This window comes from Acinetobacter sp. AM (assembly GCF_003105055.1).
GTDB classification, from domain to species: Bacteria; Pseudomonadota; Gammaproteobacteria; order Pseudomonadales; family Moraxellaceae; genus Acinetobacter; species Acinetobacter tibetensis.
In genome coordinates this window covers 1-16,496 of sequence record NZ_QETG01000002.1, presented here as the reverse complement: position 1 = coordinate 16,496, position 16,496 = coordinate 1, and the positions used below count along the sequence as shown (strand labels likewise).

The window sequence follows — 16,496 nt, the reverse complement described above, 5'->3', positions numbered from 1 at the left end:
AATTTTGAAAAATATGTATTAGATTGAAAGAGCGCTTTGGTCGCGGATTACACTGGCAACAGCTTCAGAAGCTTGCTTGAGTGTGCTCGATTGTAAGTGAGCATAGCGCTGAGTCGTCTGAGGTGACGCATGGCCTAGTAGATGCTGGACAACGTAAAGGCTTTGTCCAGAATTGACGGCTAAACTCGCAAAATTATGACGCAAATCATGGATACGCATTTCCTTGATGTCGGACGCCTGCATAATCTTGTCAAAAGTTTTCCGTATATCATTAAATGGTTTGCCCGTTTCAGGGTTAGCAAAAACATAGTCATATTTTCTTGAAAGCTGCTTAACAATTGCTAAGGCATCCTCATTCAAATTGATATAACGTGCTTTGCCTGATTTGTTCTCTCCAAGTAGCCACTTACCTGTATGAGTATCAAGATCAGACCATTTCAAGTCTAAAGCTTCTCGTTTACGAACACCTGTTAGAAGAAGGAATTTAACAGCAGCAACAATGACTAAGTTTGAAATCCCAAATTGCTCAGGTGAATTCAAAACTCTCATCAATCGTTGCAATTCGTCATTTACAAAGTAGCGTTCTTTCTGATTATTTTCCTTAAACTTCTTCACCCTTGCCACTGGATTTGATTCAATGATTTCATGGTCAATCGCTAGGTTAAAGATTGCCGAAAGTAAGGCTCTAATTCGATTGACTGTTGCATCACTTAAGCCAGTCGAACGTATATTTGCGAGTAGTTGATTCAATTGACCAACTGTAATGTCTTTAAATGAAGAATTGCCGAACGCTGGTATCAAGTGAATACGCACACGGGATTCATCATCTTTATATGATTTTTTCCTCATCTCAGCATTTGGAAGATATATTTCTTTGACGAACTCACCAAAAGTGATGCTTTTTGCCTTTTCTTCCTTATCATCAAATGGATGCAATCCATTAAGAATACGTTGGTTGAATACTTTTACCTCTGCTACAAGGCTAGGAATTTCAGTCTCAAAACCATCATGCGAAAATGAGCCCAAAGTTCTAGACAGTTTTTTGCCTTGGAAAGTCAGACGACATAAAAAACGGACACTTTTAGCTGTACCCACTAAACGTAGCCCTGTAACACCTAAATTATGATAGAAGCGTGCTACATCAACCTCTTTACCCGTATTTTCTTGAATAAAAGAAGTTAATTTAGAGCTTTGAGAGTTTTTTGAGATATTAGACATATGATTTACCTTCTTGACGTTGGATCAAAAAAATAATATGTCTATAAAAATCAGCCAAATACATGATTGCATGAGGGAAATCACACAACGTCTTTTGAATAGTAGTGGGGTTACATCTTTCTAGTAAAACATAAATGAGTATGAATGATATTAAAAGCATGACAATGCCTCTCTCTTCAAACTCAGCATTACATTAACCCATTCCAACATGGAGAATTAATGTTCCGAACCACAGCCAAATTTCTGAAACTGTTCAGAAGTTAACTTGGTCCTCGTTTCATACCTAAAAAGATATGTGCCTTAATGAAGCATCTCTACGTTGCCGTAAAGTCAGGCCGTACTATCTTAAATTTGCAATAAATGCTTAATTCAAAAGTGGGAGCCTATAGTGACTGAGCATCAACTATGGGGAACATAATAATGAAAAATCTTAAAAAATCAACAATACGATTTATTTTTGTTCTAGTGTTTATTTGAATCGTCCCCATTCCTATTTTTAGATAAATATAGTTTAATCAAATAGTAATAGATTCTGAAACTTTGAAATGTCAAGAAATAGATTTTTTAAAAAAACGTACCATTCTAATTACCGAAGTAAAGTATCTGCTGAGGATGCCGTAAAACATCAAACATATCTTGATGATATGAGAAAAGATGCTGTTTTTTATTGTGTAGATCACATTGAAAGTTCAATGATCCCGCACAGTATGCTTCATAAAATAATTCAAAAGTTAAAAACGAAGCAAAACGATAGTTTAACTTTACCAGAAAAAGCTTATTTAGTTCGCCAAAATCTTAGTGCTTTACATAGTCTAGTTGAAGGTGAAATTTCTTTTAATCAATATAAGAAAGCAGTTGTTAATGACAGAATAAAACATCAAGAACATTTAGAAGCAGAAAGATTGCGCTTAGAAAAAGTTAGAGAATTAGAACTAATTGAGTTAGAAAAGCAACAAGAAAAATTAGCTCAGGAAAGAAAAGTTAGAGAAAAAGCTCAACGTGAACGTAGAAAAAAATTAGAATCTGACCCTAAATATATAGAGAGACAAAAAGAAAAAAAACTAATAAAAAAATATGATATTTATCTCTATGACACAGTTGATAAGCTTAGATCAAGGTTAATTAATATATTGAAATTATTAGATAATAATCAGCGATTATCTGAACAAGATGCTATTTGGTTAAATTCGGAAGGACGACAGTTTTTTACAGATGAACTTAAGATAAAATTTCATCGTGTAGAAGCTGATTTTTATATTAATGAATATAAGACAACCAAATCACATTGGCATGCTATTAATGCCTCTAGTCAATTAAGAAAAGCTAAAGCAAGTAAAGAGGCTGAAAGGTTTTTAGAAAATACTGAAATCTCCCTCAACAAAAATAAAAAATTATTGTCAGCTTATTTCACTACATTAGGGGGAGTTAAGAGAGACATTAGAAAAGTCGATACAGCAATAGAATGTGGCTTAAAAGCTCATGAGAATAATTCTCAAGACTACCGACCATGTACTTTATTGGGAGCCATATACATGGAAAACCATGAATATACTCTTGGACATGATTGGTATAGCAAAGCACGTGACCGAGGTGCACCAGAAAAATCTATAAATGCTGATCTCAAAAGCATTCTGTTAAAATTAGATAAATCTAAACGCAATGAAATGATTACTAGTCTATTAAAAAAAGACCCATATATTTACAAATGGCTTAATGAGATAAAAAGATAATGCTAGTTTTATTGAATTCTTCGCCCATCGGACTATTAGTCCTTTACTCCCAGCATTCCAAAAAAGTATCACTTGTTAACTTGTTTGCAGTGATAAAGAAACTCCCTAAAGCTGATTAAGCTTTAGGGTCCATTTTACGGTTCTGCTAGTCATTTGTACGCATTGATACACCTCATTCTAAAGCGACCAGTTATTTCCATGTCATTACTCAGTCATAGATAAAAATTAATAGTGCCAAAGAACAGACAGAGGTCTGTAGTTGTAACTAGATTTGTTTGATCTTATAGCGCTCTAAAATTTCTGTCGGAACATAGACTAAAATACCCTCATTGTCGTTGAGCATAATATAGACTTCATACCAATCTGGCTTTTTATCTACGTACTCAACTTCTCCTGATGAAAGCTTTTCAGACAGGCTAAAACTCAATTGAGGAAAAGTCTGAATTAAGTCGCTGTCATCCTCGCAAATAACAAACCACCCATGTAGGGTGGCTTGATAGGGTTCAATGTATTCCCTTTCCAACTTTTGGATGTGTAGTGAAATACTTGCTTGAATTAAGTGGTCAGTAACTTTAGACAAATCAGATAGGGTTTTGATGTACTTCATTTTTATCCTCCGCATTTGATTGTTGTGAGTTCTTGATTTTAGTGCTTCGCTTCTGGTTAGATGGTTGTGTTTCATCAAACGACTTCGGCCACTGTAGATAATCCTCATTCACTTCAAGCAGACGTGTTGTATGTGGATGTAGTCGAATTACACCTTGATCAACTAAAGCAGCACCGAGAAAACTTGCATTGTTGACTGACTTACCAATAAATAGTCCTTTCAATGCAACAGCATGAAAGGGTTTTGCCGATTGATAGAGCTTCAGTAATGTTGAAACAATCTGATCAACTTTAATTAACTCTGCACTAAATCCTCCTGATGATTCATTTTCACTTAGGGCTATCCCGAAGCTTTGATCGTCATTGTCTTGCCAGAGTTGATATTTAAGCTGACCTTTTGATCTGTCTGACAACTTATTACAACTCCATGTTTTGATGAGAGTTTGATTGGCTTTGTCAAAAATTCTTGGTTGCATTTCGCTTTCCTTTTAAGCATAAAAAATCCCGATGTACTGCAAGAGCACATCGGGACCTAAAATTTAGATTGTGGGTTAGAACATTGCTTCACATGCAGCGATATGTTTCGCTACAGATTTGATGCTTTGTTGGTTAGGAGTAAATGTGGTGATTTTTCTCTTATTGAGAAATACATCAATTTTCTTAGCTTTAGAAATACCTTGTGAGAACTCATACCAAGCATTTGCACCATTCCTCCACTTTGTAGAAGCCGATGTAGCAACTTTAGTTTTCCCATCCAATAAGAAAGTTAATGGATATTTGGAATCAGAGTTTGCATAGCTATTCTTTGGTGTTTGGAAGCGTACAGAATGATCAAACATTTCTCCTGCTCCCTCATTGCATGTCACCCAAAGCGTATTGCCCTTGCTGTCCTGAATTGTATATTCTGCAAAACCCTGAGCATAATCAGATTGCCAAACATTTGGTGCTGCATGAACCAATCCAGTCATGGCCAATAATGATACGAATATCAGTTTTTTCATAAAATCATCCTATGGTTGCTTATTTCTTTTTAGCACATGGGCGAATACTTTGGATGTATTGACCATCGTTGGTATCTTTGAAAAATCCATTCTGGGATTGAATTTGTAGGCATTGACCCTTTTTAAAAGGCTTCATTTGCTTGGCTACTTTTTCACGCAGCATAGATGCATTCAAAATAACCTCACCTTTGGTTGTAGGGAAAATGATGGCTTCACCACTCAAGATGAGATTCTTTTTAAGGGTGACTTGTTCAGTCTTCGCTAAAGCAACATTTGAGGCAGTGAATCCCGCAAGGAAGCAAAGCATTATTTTAAAGTTCTTCATGGGTATCCAAGTTCTATTGATTAATTCACTTGACTGTAAATACAGTCATTCCAAGGGGGCGTATTTTCACGATATTTTGAGCAAGCCATGACAGCACGTTCTAAACCGCCCAGTGTTTGTCCATAGGCATCAATATCGGAGATGGATACGTCACCTTGTTTCTTAGTTTGTTGAGTTGCATACTTACGTTGAGCTTCCGCTTGTTCAGCTTGAAGTTGTTGTTGTCTCAATTGCTGAGCTTTGAGCTTTTGTTGCTTTAACAAGAGATATTCCTCTTTGCTGTTAAAGTCAGAAAAGCCAACAACTTCACCATTCCCGTTATATTGCAATGCGCGCCAAACAGTGACTCCTTTTTCTGTGACAGGGATAACGCCATCAGGAGAATTCAAAATACGCTCAGCCATTGCTTGCTGTTGCTGCGTTTGATATGACACAACTAAATCATTGGCAGAGTTTGCTGCACGCTGTACATCAGGATCACCTGATAACGTTGCTACCGCTGTTAAAGCGGAGCTGACTAGGTTAGAAAACCCCATACAATTTCCTTTAAATATGATTATAAAGTAATAGCTTAAGCTCAACTTCTGAGTTCAAATCAAAGCAATGTACCCATATTGGGTACATTGCACATTGTATCGATAATAAGCGCATGACAGCAAGTATCAATACGAAAGAGATGCAGGCTTTGACGAACTGGTTGAAGCAAGCACGACAGGACCAAAACTTTTCTATGCGCGCATTAGCAGAACGCATGGATAAACCACACTCGTTTGTTCAAAAAGTTGAACAAGGCGAACGTCGTTTAGATGTAGTTGAATATGTTTGGTATTGCCAACAGCTAGGCGTTAATCCACAAGATGGATTGCTTTTGATTGAGCAGGTGCTCTTAGAGGCTAAGGACTGGGAGCCCCAATTGGATGATCTAGATTGAAGGTAGGTTTGATTGAATCAACTCAAGCCCTAGATTAGGGTTGATTTCTAAAGCTTTGCAGTAAAATAAATACTCCACAACATCCAACTGATATTGCCCGCTTTCTACATCCTGAACATAGGAAACTGATTTATTTAATTGCTTTGCCAATTGCTCTAAAGTCAGATTTTTTGCCTGACGTTGTTCAATCAACCATTGTTGTAAAACAATCATTAAGATTCTTCCCCCACTCAAATAAACACGAAAGCAACAGCGCAAAGCTTTGTTGGTAGGTCTGTCTTTTTATCATTGCAGACCCGAATCGCTTTGGCTATAGATTTGGATTGGGGATGTGGGAGAGTCTCTATGACTTTAGAAACGGATTCGAGTTTTGGATAATGTTTTTTCATGGTCACTCCTTTGTTGGTTAAAGACCATGAAAATAATATATCCATAAAAATCAGTTGAATGCACTCACAATCACTTACTGCGTGGCTTACCTGCATCAGCACGTTTTTTACGCCATTCACCATCTGCATTATATGTACGGTTTTCTCCTTCAGTCGGCCCAGTTTTAACAATTGGACCTTTCGTATCTTTTGGAGATGGCATGACTATTTTCCTTAGTATTATAAAGTTGGAAAATTCATCATAATCAAATTTTCAATAGAGGCAAGTGCCAAAAATCAAGTAATATATTCATAATTTTAAAGAATAGTCATTTATCTACCATTAAAAAAAACTGAATTCACGATTCTTGGAGTAATAATAGTTTCAGGTAATGCAATTGATTCTATTTAATAAGTAAGATCAGTAGTATATAGTACTTCAGAGAATTTCATCGATTAATTATCTTAAGAATTTACCAATCATGCAGCTTGAAAATTGTACTTTTTTTAACCTCAAAGGCTTTGGAGATCTCCATTTAAATGACCTAAAGCGTATTAATTCGTTAATTGGTCCAAATGGATCTGGAAAAAGTTCTATATTGCAGACTATTAAATTGTCTTTTGACATTTTAAAGAACAAAAAAATACATGATAGAATTCCAGAATCAGACCCTAATTTTCTATTTTCAAAAGCTGAACTATGCTTTACTGCAAAAAATTCTCAAGATTTTTTTATTAATTCTTTAATTAATGGAAATTTTAAAAAACTTAGTATAACTATAGAGTGTTCTTTAGACCAATTCAAGATCACGGAAATTAAGTTTGATAGTGTTATCATTAATATTACCAACAAAAATAATATTAAGGAAATTTCAAATTTACAGGAGCAAATCAAACAACATAACCAAGGAATAATTAATACAACTAAAATAATGTCGAACACAATTAGCACCATTGAGGAGCGACAAAAATTAAAGAACTTAAACAGTATAGTAGAAACATTACAAAATAAACTTAATGAAATTCTAAATTTAAATATTACTATTTCAAATGTAAATGAAGATAAAGAAATAACCTTATCTTATAGCGAATTTGAAGAAATATTAGCAAAAATAAAAATACCAAATGCAATATATATTCCTCCTAGACAAATTCCTGAAACCCAAATAAAGAATTTAATTCATAATTTAATGGTTTTAAAAAAAGGCCGAAAAAACCAAACGAAAGAACATGATAGGTTAATCGATAAACTTAATGCATTTATACAAGCAAAAACTGATGTTTCTGATATCGATGGTAAAGAGGACTTGCATGTAAATGGTATTACTTATTCAAAATCTTCTTCCGGAACAGAAATCGCAATAGCTTATTTCACTCTGACAAATTTAATTGATTTAAATACTATTATTTTATGGGATGAACCCGAAAACAGTTTGCATCCTACAAGACGTTCAAAACTATTAGAGTTAATGAAAAATGATAATCGTCAAACGATTTTGGCAACTCATACTACCGAATTCTCTCCTATTTTCGATAATTACTCAAGAATCTTTCAGTGCCAATCAACATATGATGAAGACTCGGATGTCAACAAACTTTCAATAACAACGATAAATACTAAAAGAGATTGTTTTCAGTTACTTGAAGCAATCGGTATCCATCCAGCAAAAATTCTCTTTACAGCTAATATTGTAATTTGGGTTGAAGGTCCTACAGAATTATTATTCTACAAACATTGGTTGGAAAACGAGCTTAAAGATAATTTCATAGAAGGATTTCATTATACTTTTATGCAATATGGCGGAGCTTTAATATCATATCTAAGTCTAGATGATGATAATCATACAAAATCAGTGTTTGATTTATTATGTTTATGCAGAAATCCTATTGTCATTGTCGACTCTGATTTTCGTAATGCCCCTCCTCTCGATAGCAATCCAAAAGATTCACTAAAACATAGTGCAAAACGAATATATGAAGAGATACAAAAACTAAATACTCAGTTACCCACTTCAGCTCTTTTTCAATTTACAAATGGACGTGAGGTTGAAAATTATTTGCCTTCAAATGCAATTCTTCATGCAATGAGTAAAGTATGGTCTGACTATAGCAAGCACGAAGATAAATTTAAAGATCATCAACTAACTGTCGGTCAATATAATTCATATGAAGACGAAATAAGCAATTTATTCAGTATTTTAAAAATTCTTGATAATAAACAGAAACCTATCGGCAGAAGCAGATGGGGGGCATCTAATAAAGTAGAAATGATGCGACATGCATTGTCTACACCTAATTTAAAGAACAAAGACCTTTTATGGGACTTTAGTAGCCAGTTAGAAGAAATTGTAGAGTTTATAAAGCTACGAGCACAATTATAACCTGTGGTTGTAAGCTTTTTACTAAATAAGACGGTAGTCGCTGTTTACGGTCTCATTTATTATCGAGCAGCTACAGTTTCCGTCAACTCAAATATGCTACTAATTAACACCGGATTTAACCTATATCTTCTCTCCATCTAATTCAATATATTGTAGTTTTTTGCTCCAATAAAGGAAAGCCCGTCATATTGATATCTTTCCCACCCTAGCTACACAAATCTTACATTCTTGTCTTCATGAAATTAATCATTAATAACCAATACTTAGAAAGGATATACACACTTATACTAATTTTAGACATATCTTCAAGTTTCATTTTCTCAGAAAATCAAGAGTGAACAAAAATCAATCAGAGTTGTTTACACGTATTCCTAACTCCATTATTTAACGATTCTAAAGCTAGAAAATAGTTACAATAATAATAGTAAACTTCGTGATTAAATGAGTATTGAAATTTCTTATGAAAACTACAGACCACAATGATTCTAATAATTTTGCTCGTGCAGTAGGCTCTAAATAGCATTTGTCCTCTTTTACATTTATATACCCATTAAATTCTTTAATTTCTGACTTATGCCATAATTATTTTTCAAGATCCTCTTTAGTTCATATTTTCAATCAACATTTTTCTGTTTAGCTATTTATCTTTTACAATTTTTCATTGATTATTGAGTATACTTCAACTAATTAAAATATATTTTCTAAATCAACAATAAAGGGGTTCTCGTGACTAATACTTTAGGCAGCCAATGGTATAAATTTGACTTTCATACTCACACACCAGCTTCACTAGACTACAGAGACCCTTTTGAAACTACTCCTCAAGAGTGGCTTAAGGCACTAATGGAAAAAGAGATAGATTGTGTCGCTGTTACAGATCACAATACTGGTGGAGCAATTGATTCTCTAAAAACTGCTTATTCACAAATTGTGCAAGAAGATTGGTTTAGGCCCCTCACCATTTTTCCTGGATTTGAATTAACTGTTTCATTAGGAGCAGGTAGAATTCATTTGTTAGCTATTTTTGATCCGAACGTATCCAGTAACGATTTAACAAGAATTCTAGGAGGTTGCAGATTAAATGTCGGAAGTCAAATGGGTGACCCAGAAAATTGCTTTTCAACACTTTCAATTTCTGATGTAGTCAACCAAATCAAGTTATCAAATGGTATTGTGATGCCTGCCCATATTGAAGGTCCCAAAGGACTTTTACACAATATCACCACCACTAATCCTGATTTAAAAAATAATTTAAAATTATTCGATGCAGCTCAATTTATTGACCATCGGCTATTACAAAGTTCATTCATACATCAAGATCTGAAAAATGACTGTGATCATTTAGCAATAGTTAAAGGCTCTGATGCTCACACCCTAGTTCAATTAGGCGCAAGTTTTAGTTGGATTAAAATGGGTGCACCTGATATTGAGGGCCTTAAATACGCCTTAAGAGACAAGAACTATTGTATTCTTAACCAAATCGAAAACCCTAATCAACTTCCACAAGCTTACATAAAAAAATTAACAATAAAGAAAATGAAACATTGTGGCAGAATAGAAAATAACGCTCCTGTATTTCAACTTCATCCATTATTTAATGCAATTATTGGGGGACGCGGTACCGGAAAATCAACATTTATTGAATCATTAAGATTATCATTGGGTAAATGTCAAGATACTCACGAATTAGACAAGATACATAGTGAGATTCAAGGTTTTATTAATGATGTAACTGATAACAATACTGAAATAGAAATTTCAGTAAAAAATCATGCTACTGAATATTGTTCAAAATGGTCTAAGTCCACTCCATTACAATTCTATAAATATGAAGTAGGTAATTTACTTCAAGATGAAGGTAATATTAAAGATCGCTTCCCTGTTCATTTATATAGCCAAAAACAAATTAATGCATTAGCTTCACATCCCAACATTTTGCTAGAAATAATCGATCGGTCACCAAATGTTAATACCAACGCATATATAGACTTGATAGAGACTCAAAGCAATCGGGTTATGAGTCTTTTAGCAGAAGAAAGAGCTTTAAATCATTCGACATCTATGGAAGGGACACTTAGATCTGAATTGAGTGCTCTAAATACTAATATTTTAAGTTTTCAATCGGGCGGTCATAATCACATTCTCTCAGGACATGAAATATGCATGAATGTCCAAAGAGCTTTAACATCAAGCCTTGATGTTAGTGAATTAAATGAAAAATTAAATCAAGTTTCTAGCACTCAACTACCTACACTTTTCTTACATAATATTGATGGTTTACAAGAGCAATTAAAAACAGAATTGGCACAAATTAATGCTACATTTTCCGGTGAGCTATCAAGTATTCTTCAAGAATTAAGAAATTTAAAAACAAGATTAGATACAGCCATTTCACAAGCTAATATTGCTTATGAAAATTCGAGCTGGTCTACATTTAAAAATGCAAATGAACAAGCCTATCAAGCGATGTTAAAAGATTACACAACTAGAGGGATACCTTTTGATAATGAACAATATGAAGCTTGGAATAAGCGCAAGCAAGAAATCCTACACAATTTAGAAACAATAGAATCTCAGAAATTAAGACTTGTAGATAACCTACAAGAAAGACAAACATGTATTAATGAAATTATCAGACTGCGAGGAGTAATTCAGCAAAAAAGACAAGAATTTATTGATTCTATTTTAAGTAATAACAACTATGTAAAAATGACTATTTTACCTTATGGCGAAACTGAAAATATCGAGCCTATTTTCAGAGATATTATAGGAACTCTCAATTTCATTAATACAATTTACAATAAAGAAGATAAAGAACGCTCTCTTCTTAATGAATTGATAAATTGTCAAAATAATATAAAGCTTACTACCAAGACCAATCTTGTTAACAATATTAATAATTTAATAAATGGAAATAGCCTACCTCAATTTAATATTGATAATAGATTTATTACTCATCTCCAATCACGCTATCAAAGTCAACCTGAATTCTATGGCAGGCTATTAACTTGGTTCCCAGAAGATTTACTTGAAGTTAAATATTCAAGAAAAGGTGATGGTAGAGAATTCGTAAATATTTCTAAAGGTTCTGCTGGACAAAAGGCTGCTGCTATTTTGGCATTCTTGCTTAGTCATGGAAAAGAGCCAATTATTATCGACCAACCTGAAGATGACTTAGATAACGAGCTTATTTATGACCTCATAGTCAATCAGATACATAGCAACAAAAATAAGCGTCAAATTATTATTGTCACTCATAACCCTAATATTGTAGTAAACGGAGATGCTGACTTAGTGAATGTCATGCATTTCCATAAGGGACAAGTTGAGATTAAAAATTTTGGAAGCTTAGTACATGAATCGATCCGAAGCGATGTATGTCAAATTATGGAAGGTGGGAAAGATGCTTTTAGAAAACGTTATGAGCGAATAGGTTTATAATTAATCACTGTTAATAGTTTAAAGCCCTTTTTAATATGAGGACTTTAAACTAAAACAGTTAAAATTTTCTTAAGCTATTACAATATTTTCCATTATAGCTTTACCCAATTAGATTAAATCCTCATTCAAAAAAATTTTATCTGGTGACGTAGAATATTCTAATTCGTTTAAATGACTTTCCCTTACTTATCTAGGAGTTACTTTTTAATAAAATACCCCCATACCTCAATCAGAAATCCCCTACGCAGATAGGGGAAAACGGTCAAACAGCATAAAGTCAAAATCCCCCCAAGCCTAATCGTTTTCCACTCGCTTTACGCCTCGATGGTCTAGATTATAGAAGATCCCTCTTTGTCGTAGATCGAGTGGAAAGCCGAAGTGCTAGTAAACGTTAATTGGGAAATGGATTTACGTGTGGGAGATAGACCAACGGACTATCGAACGGATGGACCACAAAATAGACCGAAAAATCCGATGGTCTGAAAATAGCAGACATTAAAAAACCTCATAACTCAAAGAGTTACGAGGTCGAATTTGGTGGGCCCACACAGACTTGAACTGTGGACCAACGGATTATGAGTCCGCTGCTCTAACCGACTGAGCTATAGGCCCTATACTATTGCAAAACTATTATATTCAACAATTTGGCTGTGCAGCAATACTATCTAACATTTCCTTATTGAGCAAGTATTTTTTGCTTGTAGACGCATAGTAGACGCTAGAAAATATTGTGCTATATTGCTAAATATTGCAATTGATAGCGATTCTAGCGATGTCATCTCAAAGAGTAAAGCTAACAAAGACATTTATTGATCAACTCGAAATGACGCCTGCTATCTATAGAGACAGTGACTTGATCGGCTTTGCTATTCGGGTTAATACTACTTGTAAAACCTATATCGTTGAGAAAAAAGTCCTTGGCAAGACTGTACGGTCTACAATTGGTCTACATGGAAACTTAACCCTCTCCCAAGCACTCGATATTGCCAGCGACAAACTTGCGCAGATGTCTCAAGGCATCAATCCAAATGACGTTAAAAGAAAAGCGATTGCTGAAGAAAAAGTAAAATCAGATTTATCCAAGACTAAGCCAACATTAAAACAGGCATTTGATCATTACCTTTTATATAAAACCCTTAAGCCTAGAACAATTAAAGACTACACGCTGGTGGTTGATGACTACCTAAAAGATTGGAATAACATAACACTGGATAAAATTTCTAGATCAATGATCCAAGCCAAGCATTCTGAGTTGTCACAACGAAGTATGGCTCAAGCAAATATGGCGATGCGTGTTTTCCGAGCCATCTATAATTATTCGGTTGAGCATTATCTGGATGAAAATGGCAGATCTATTCTGGATACTCATAATCCAACCAAGACTCTCGATGCTAAAAAAGCATGGAATAAAATGAGCAGACGCAAAAGCTATATTAATGAGGAGCAACTACCTCACTGGATTAAAGCAGTATTTGAATATAAAGACCGTGGTCAACAGCGAGAAACCAATCGAGATTTTCTACTTACCTTGATTCTTACAGGATTTAGACGTGAAGAATGTGAATCTTTGCCTTGGACCCGTATTGACTTAAAGCATGGTCGAATTACCTCAATAGATTCACAGAATGGTGTGCCACACAGCCTGCCTATGGGTGACTTTCTATTTACCCTCATGAAAAAACGTTATGCTCAAGCCAAAAATGAATGGGTATTCCCGTCTGCCAAATCTACCTCTGGTCATATTGTGAATATTTCCAAAGTACGCCAAAAAATCAATAAATCCTGTGGCATTGAGTTTAGCTTCCATGATCTGCGTAGAACCTTTGGCACTATTGCAGAAAACCTTGATTACGGGCAGTACACAATTAAGTGCCTACTGAATCCAAAAGATGATGATCGAGACGTAACTGTAGGCGATCAGGTCAGCGAAAGGAAATTAAGAGAAGCAATGAATGCTATTGAAGACATTGTTTTAGGGGCTTATAAAACAAGCTTGGAAGAAGAAGCTATTGATTAGAATTTGATACTTGATTGGACATTTCCAATATTTTTTCAAAGTCATCGTAACAAGATATCCAATTTTTCTTTTTTGAATAAAAACATATAAATCTGATTAAATTTTTTTACTTTTACTTTGCTTTGTTCAGTCATATATTCCTCAGATAAAAAACCTACACCTACAATCTATCGCTCAACCAATTGATCTTCTTATCATCAAACTTTGATGAATCGAGCAAATATCTTGCTCTGGGTTGATCCCAATACTCAATGGTATGCGCAAACAAGAACGAAATCCAACTTACTCAGCCAGCTATTCAGTACTGTTTAATGATGAATACTTGTCCAACTAAGCTGAAGTTCAATTAAAAGATGGGCGTCGTAGAATGGAGAAATTTATAGGGATTATTGATAATGTTCTACATGTTTTAGCAATTAATGGTTGTGGGCGAATTCTTATTGCTCTGGAGGATATAGAAAGACTCTTTTCCTATGCTTAAAATAGTTCCATCTTACAGACATCATCACAATATACATCTCATGGATTAATGCTCGTTCACACGAATATCCATGTAAAAAAAACCATCAAATGATGGTTTTTTTAGAAATCAACAAAAGTGGTTTACGACAGCCACATTCGGAGAGTTATTTATAATTTCTTCCAAGTCATGATTGTCGTGGTGTTATCAGACTTTGACTTACCAAAAACCTTCATTTGCTCACCAGTATTACTTAGATCTGCATTAATAATATAAACAAGGCCATTTTGTGGGTTAACCCATACCCCATTATTAAACTTATTTTTTGATGTTGCCTGCATATTCGTGAGGATTTCTAAACCAAACAAATATTTATTTTTTAATGCCCCTGTACACTTCGTACAGACATCTGCCGCTACTGTACCCGGTAATGCATACGACTTAGTGATAGCTGCACTATATTGTTGAGTCTTAGAATTCTTACGAATTGCAATTTCTGTAATGTAATTTCCTGATTTATCATCAATTACCTTCCATGAGCCTAATAGTTGATCAACAGGCATTGCTGCTAAAAATTGAGTTGAACCTAACAATAAAGTCGAAGCAAATAAAATTTTAAATTTCATAAAATTGTCATATATTAAAAAGCCTCGGGATTATAGCAAAGCACATCTCCGATAGAATTATTAATTTAAATCATATGCATAGTTTGCTGAAATCGTATCCAGCTTCCTTTTTTGAATTCTTATAGTTTTACTTGAGCTTGGCATAGCGTGTATTCATTTAGTCATTTCTAAGCTGCTTGTATGGCAGTGGACAGATATTGATCGGTGAAATGGATCAGGCAAATTTTCTAAGCTGCCTGCATGGCAGTGAACTCTTCTGGCGCTCAGCCTTTTTTGCCTCATTTTTTCTAAGCTGCCTGCATGGCAGTGAACAGACGACACACAATCGAATGTCATTGTGAATTATTCTAAGCTGCCTGCATGGCAGTGAACTTGTCCATGGTGACCTAATGAGTAATGAATTTATTCTAAGCTGCCTGCATGGCAGTGAACTAAAACCCACTCAATTAACTTTGAGTAAAGTAATTCTAAGCTGCCTGCATGGCAGTGAACTTTATTTGGTGATTTAATCCAATCAAGGTTCGATTCTAAGCTGCCTGCATGGCAGTGAACTGCCAATCACAATCAAGTATCAGCAGCCTTAAATTTCTAAGCTGCCTACATGGCAGTGAACAATAGGTTGTCAGTCGCTTGTTGCGCAATATTCTTTCTAAGCTGCCTACATGACAGTGAACGTTTTGATAAAGAAAATAATTTATTGTATGTGTTTCTAAGCTGCCTACATGGCAGTGAACAAACAGTTACTTCCGGTTAATGGTGACGGTGTTTTCTAAGCTACCTACATGGCAGTGAACGCAGAATCTGCTTCAATCGTAACGATATATTCATTTCTAAGCTGCCTGCATGGCAGTGAACATAAAGAAAAAACAGGCGATAAACTATATATCTTTCTAAGCTGCCTGCATGGCAGTGAACGAAGATCAAATTTTATGGGGTGTGGCTGTTAATTTCTAAGCTGCCTGCATGGCAGTGAACTTTTCCTGAAGCATCGACAGGCGTAACAACGCTTTCTAAGCTGCCTGCATGGCAGTGAACGATAGACAAATATTTAACTTGATCGGCTTTGATTTTCTAAGCTGCCTGCATGGCAGTGAACATCCACCATAGCGCCACCCTGCGCGCGCAATTGTTTCTAAGCTGCCTGCATGGCAGTGAACTAAATGAAAATCCGGCTTTGGTGAATAATTCATTTCTAAGCTGCCTGCATGGCAGTGAACCGAGGGCGAAAACAAACCTATTATTAACGTGTTTTCTAGGGCGTGTCCTTATTTGGCTTTACACCAAATGAACATACAAGCAATGTAAATCATAGACTGATAATTTCGTGCCAGCTTATCAAATCGGGTTGCAATCGCTCGAAAATGTTTTAACCTCGCAAAGGCATTTTCAACT

At 35.0% G+C, this 16,496-nt stretch carries 14 protein-coding genes, 1 tRNA gene, 1 pseudogene and 1 CRISPR repeat array; of the genes and pseudogenes, 5 read left to right on the top strand and 11 right to left on the bottom strand.

Annotated features, from left to right (window positions below):
- Nucleotides 1-18 precede the first annotated feature (18 nt).
- Nucleotides 19-1,218 (bottom strand): tyrosine-type recombinase/integrase, encoded by a 1,200-nt coding sequence (locus DCO44_RS01395; RefSeq protein ID WP_116758843.1) that lies wholly within the window; start codon nt 1,216-1,218, stop codon nt 19-21.
- A 545-nt stretch (nt 1,219-1,763) separates the two neighbouring features.
- On the opposite strand from DCO44_RS01395, the gene DCO44_RS01390 reads away from it, so the two are divergent.
- Complete coding sequence (locus DCO44_RS01390) at nt 1,764-2,948, top strand: hypothetical protein (protein WP_116758842.1); 1,185 nt, start codon at nt 1,764-1,766, stop codon at nt 2,946-2,948.
- A gap of 265 nt (nt 2,949-3,213) precedes the next feature.
- Here DCO44_RS01390 and DCO44_RS01385 read toward each other — a convergent pair whose 3' ends face one another.
- From DCO44_RS01385 to DCO44_RS01365, 5 genes are all read right to left on the bottom strand, one after another.
- On the bottom strand, nt 3,214-3,555 hold the full coding sequence (locus tag DCO44_RS01385; protein WP_116758841.1) for a hypothetical protein: 342 nt from the start codon (nt 3,553-3,555) through the stop codon (nt 3,214-3,216).
- The gene (locus tag DCO44_RS01380; protein WP_116758840.1) at nt 3,530-4,030 is read right to left on the bottom strand and encodes a hypothetical protein; all 501 of its coding nucleotides are present in this window, start codon (nt 4,028-4,030) and stop codon (nt 3,530-3,532) included. Before DCO44_RS01380 ends, DCO44_RS01385 begins: the two co-directional genes overlap by 26 nt.
- A 75-nt stretch (nt 4,031-4,105) precedes the next feature.
- Nucleotides 4,106-4,555 (bottom strand): hypothetical protein, encoded by a 450-nt coding sequence (locus DCO44_RS01375; RefSeq protein WP_116758839.1) that lies wholly within the window; start codon nt 4,553-4,555, stop codon nt 4,106-4,108.
- Between the two features lie 19 nt (nt 4,556-4,574).
- Nucleotides 4,575-4,880 (bottom strand): hypothetical protein, encoded by a 306-nt coding sequence (locus DCO44_RS01370; protein ID WP_116758838.1) that lies wholly within the window; start codon nt 4,878-4,880, stop codon nt 4,575-4,577.
- 20 nt (nt 4,881-4,900) lie between these two features.
- Nucleotides 4,901-5,416, bottom strand: a complete 516-nt coding sequence (locus tag DCO44_RS01365; protein ID WP_116758837.1) for a hypothetical protein — start codon at nt 5,414-5,416, stop codon at nt 4,901-4,903.
- A gap of 113 nt (nt 5,417-5,529) precedes the next feature.
- Between DCO44_RS01365 and DCO44_RS01360 the strand changes: the two genes are divergently transcribed.
- Nucleotides 5,530-5,811 (top strand): helix-turn-helix domain-containing protein, encoded by a 282-nt coding sequence (locus DCO44_RS01360; RefSeq protein WP_116758836.1) that lies wholly within the window; start codon nt 5,530-5,532, stop codon nt 5,809-5,811.
- Here DCO44_RS01360 and DCO44_RS01355 read toward each other — a convergent pair.
- On the bottom strand, nt 5,803-6,024 hold the full coding sequence (locus tag DCO44_RS01355) for a helix-turn-helix domain-containing protein (protein WP_116758835.1): 222 nt from the start codon (nt 6,022-6,024) through the stop codon (nt 5,803-5,805). The two genes, DCO44_RS01360 and DCO44_RS01355, sit on opposite strands and share 9 nt — an antisense overlap.
- A 246-nt stretch (nt 6,025-6,270) precedes the next feature.
- On the bottom strand, nt 6,271-6,402 hold the full coding sequence (locus DCO44_RS16920; RefSeq protein ID WP_265735810.1) for a hypothetical protein: 132 nt from the start codon (nt 6,400-6,402) through the stop codon (nt 6,271-6,273).
- A 259-nt stretch (nt 6,403-6,661) separates the two neighbouring features.
- On the opposite strand from DCO44_RS16920, the gene DCO44_RS01350 reads away from it, so the two are divergent.
- A complete protein-coding gene (locus DCO44_RS01350; protein ID WP_116758834.1) occupies nt 6,662-8,560 on the top strand; it encodes an ATP-dependent nuclease in 1,899 nt (632 codons plus the stop codon).
- Nucleotides 8,561-9,286: 726 nt separating this feature from the next.
- Nucleotides 9,287-12,001: a TrlF family AAA-like ATPase gene (locus DCO44_RS01345; protein ID WP_116758833.1), complete on the top strand. Its 2,715-nt coding sequence runs from the start codon at nt 9,287-9,289 to the stop codon at nt 11,999-12,001.
- Between the two features lie 535 nt (nt 12,002-12,536).
- On the opposite strand, the gene DCO44_RS01340 is transcribed toward DCO44_RS01345, so the two are convergent.
- A tRNA-Ile gene (locus DCO44_RS01340) sits at nt 12,537-12,613 on the bottom strand.
- Nucleotides 12,614-12,773: 160 nt separating this feature from the next.
- Here DCO44_RS01340 and DCO44_RS01335 point away from each other — a divergent pair.
- On the top strand, nt 12,774-14,018 hold the full coding sequence (locus DCO44_RS01335) for a tyrosine-type recombinase/integrase (protein WP_116758832.1): 1,245 nt from the start codon (nt 12,774-12,776) through the stop codon (nt 14,016-14,018).
- A 630-nt stretch (nt 14,019-14,648) separates the two neighbouring features.
- Here the strand turns inward: DCO44_RS01335 and DCO44_RS01330 are convergent.
- Both DCO44_RS01330 and DCO44_RS01325 read right to left on the bottom strand, forming a co-directional pair.
- Nucleotides 14,649-15,104, bottom strand: a complete 456-nt coding sequence (locus DCO44_RS01330; protein ID WP_116758831.1) for a DUF2147 domain-containing protein — start codon at nt 15,102-15,104, stop codon at nt 14,649-14,651.
- Nucleotides 15,105-15,268: 164 nt separating this feature from the next.
- A CRISPR array of direct repeats spans nt 15,269-16,321; the repeat unit is 28 nt; unit sequence TTTCTAAGCTGCCTGCATGGCAGTGAAC.
- A gap of 48 nt (nt 16,322-16,369) precedes the next feature.
- A pseudogene (locus DCO44_RS01325) lies at nt 16,370-16,496 on the bottom strand (IS5/IS1182 family transposase); the annotation flags it as partial.

Bases quoted from the DNA above. Each gene is read 5' to 3' on its own strand.
- DCO44_RS01390 (WP_116758842.1), top strand. From the start codon at position 1,764: ATGTCAAGAAATAGATTTTTTAAAAAAACGTACCATTCTAATTACCGA.
- DCO44_RS01385 (WP_116758841.1), bottom strand. From the start codon at position 3,555: ATGAAGTACATCAAAACCCTATCTGATTTGTCTAAAGTTACTGACCAC.
- DCO44_RS16920 (WP_265735810.1), bottom strand. From the start codon at position 6,402: ATGCCATCTCCAAAAGATACGAAAGGTCCAATTGTTAAAACTGGGCCG.
- DCO44_RS01365 (WP_116758837.1), bottom strand. From the start codon at position 5,416: ATGGGGTTTTCTAACCTAGTCAGCTCCGCTTTAACAGCGGTAGCAACG.
- DCO44_RS01395 (WP_116758843.1), bottom strand. From the start codon at position 1,218: ATGTCTAATATCTCAAAAAACTCTCAAAGCTCTAAATTAACTTCTTTT.
- DCO44_RS01355 (WP_116758835.1), bottom strand. From the start codon at position 6,024: ATGATTGTTTTACAACAATGGTTGATTGAACAACGTCAGGCAAAAAAT.
- DCO44_RS01375 (WP_116758839.1), bottom strand. From the start codon at position 4,555: ATGAAAAAACTGATATTCGTATCATTATTGGCCATGACTGGATTGGTT.
- DCO44_RS01335 (WP_116758832.1), top strand. From the start codon at position 12,774: ATGTCATCTCAAAGAGTAAAGCTAACAAAGACATTTATTGATCAACTC.
- DCO44_RS01380 (WP_116758840.1), bottom strand. From the start codon at position 4,030: ATGCAACCAAGAATTTTTGACAAAGCCAATCAAACTCTCATCAAAACA.
- DCO44_RS01330 (WP_116758831.1), bottom strand. From the start codon at position 15,104: ATGAAATTTAAAATTTTATTTGCTTCGACTTTATTGTTAGGTTCAACT.
- DCO44_RS01370 (WP_116758838.1), bottom strand. From the start codon at position 4,880: ATGAAGAACTTTAAAATAATGCTTTGCTTCCTTGCGGGATTCACTGCC.
- DCO44_RS01350 (WP_116758834.1), top strand. From the start codon at position 6,662: ATGCAGCTTGAAAATTGTACTTTTTTTAACCTCAAAGGCTTTGGAGAT.
- DCO44_RS01360 (WP_116758836.1), top strand. From the start codon at position 5,530: ATGACAGCAAGTATCAATACGAAAGAGATGCAGGCTTTGACGAACTGG.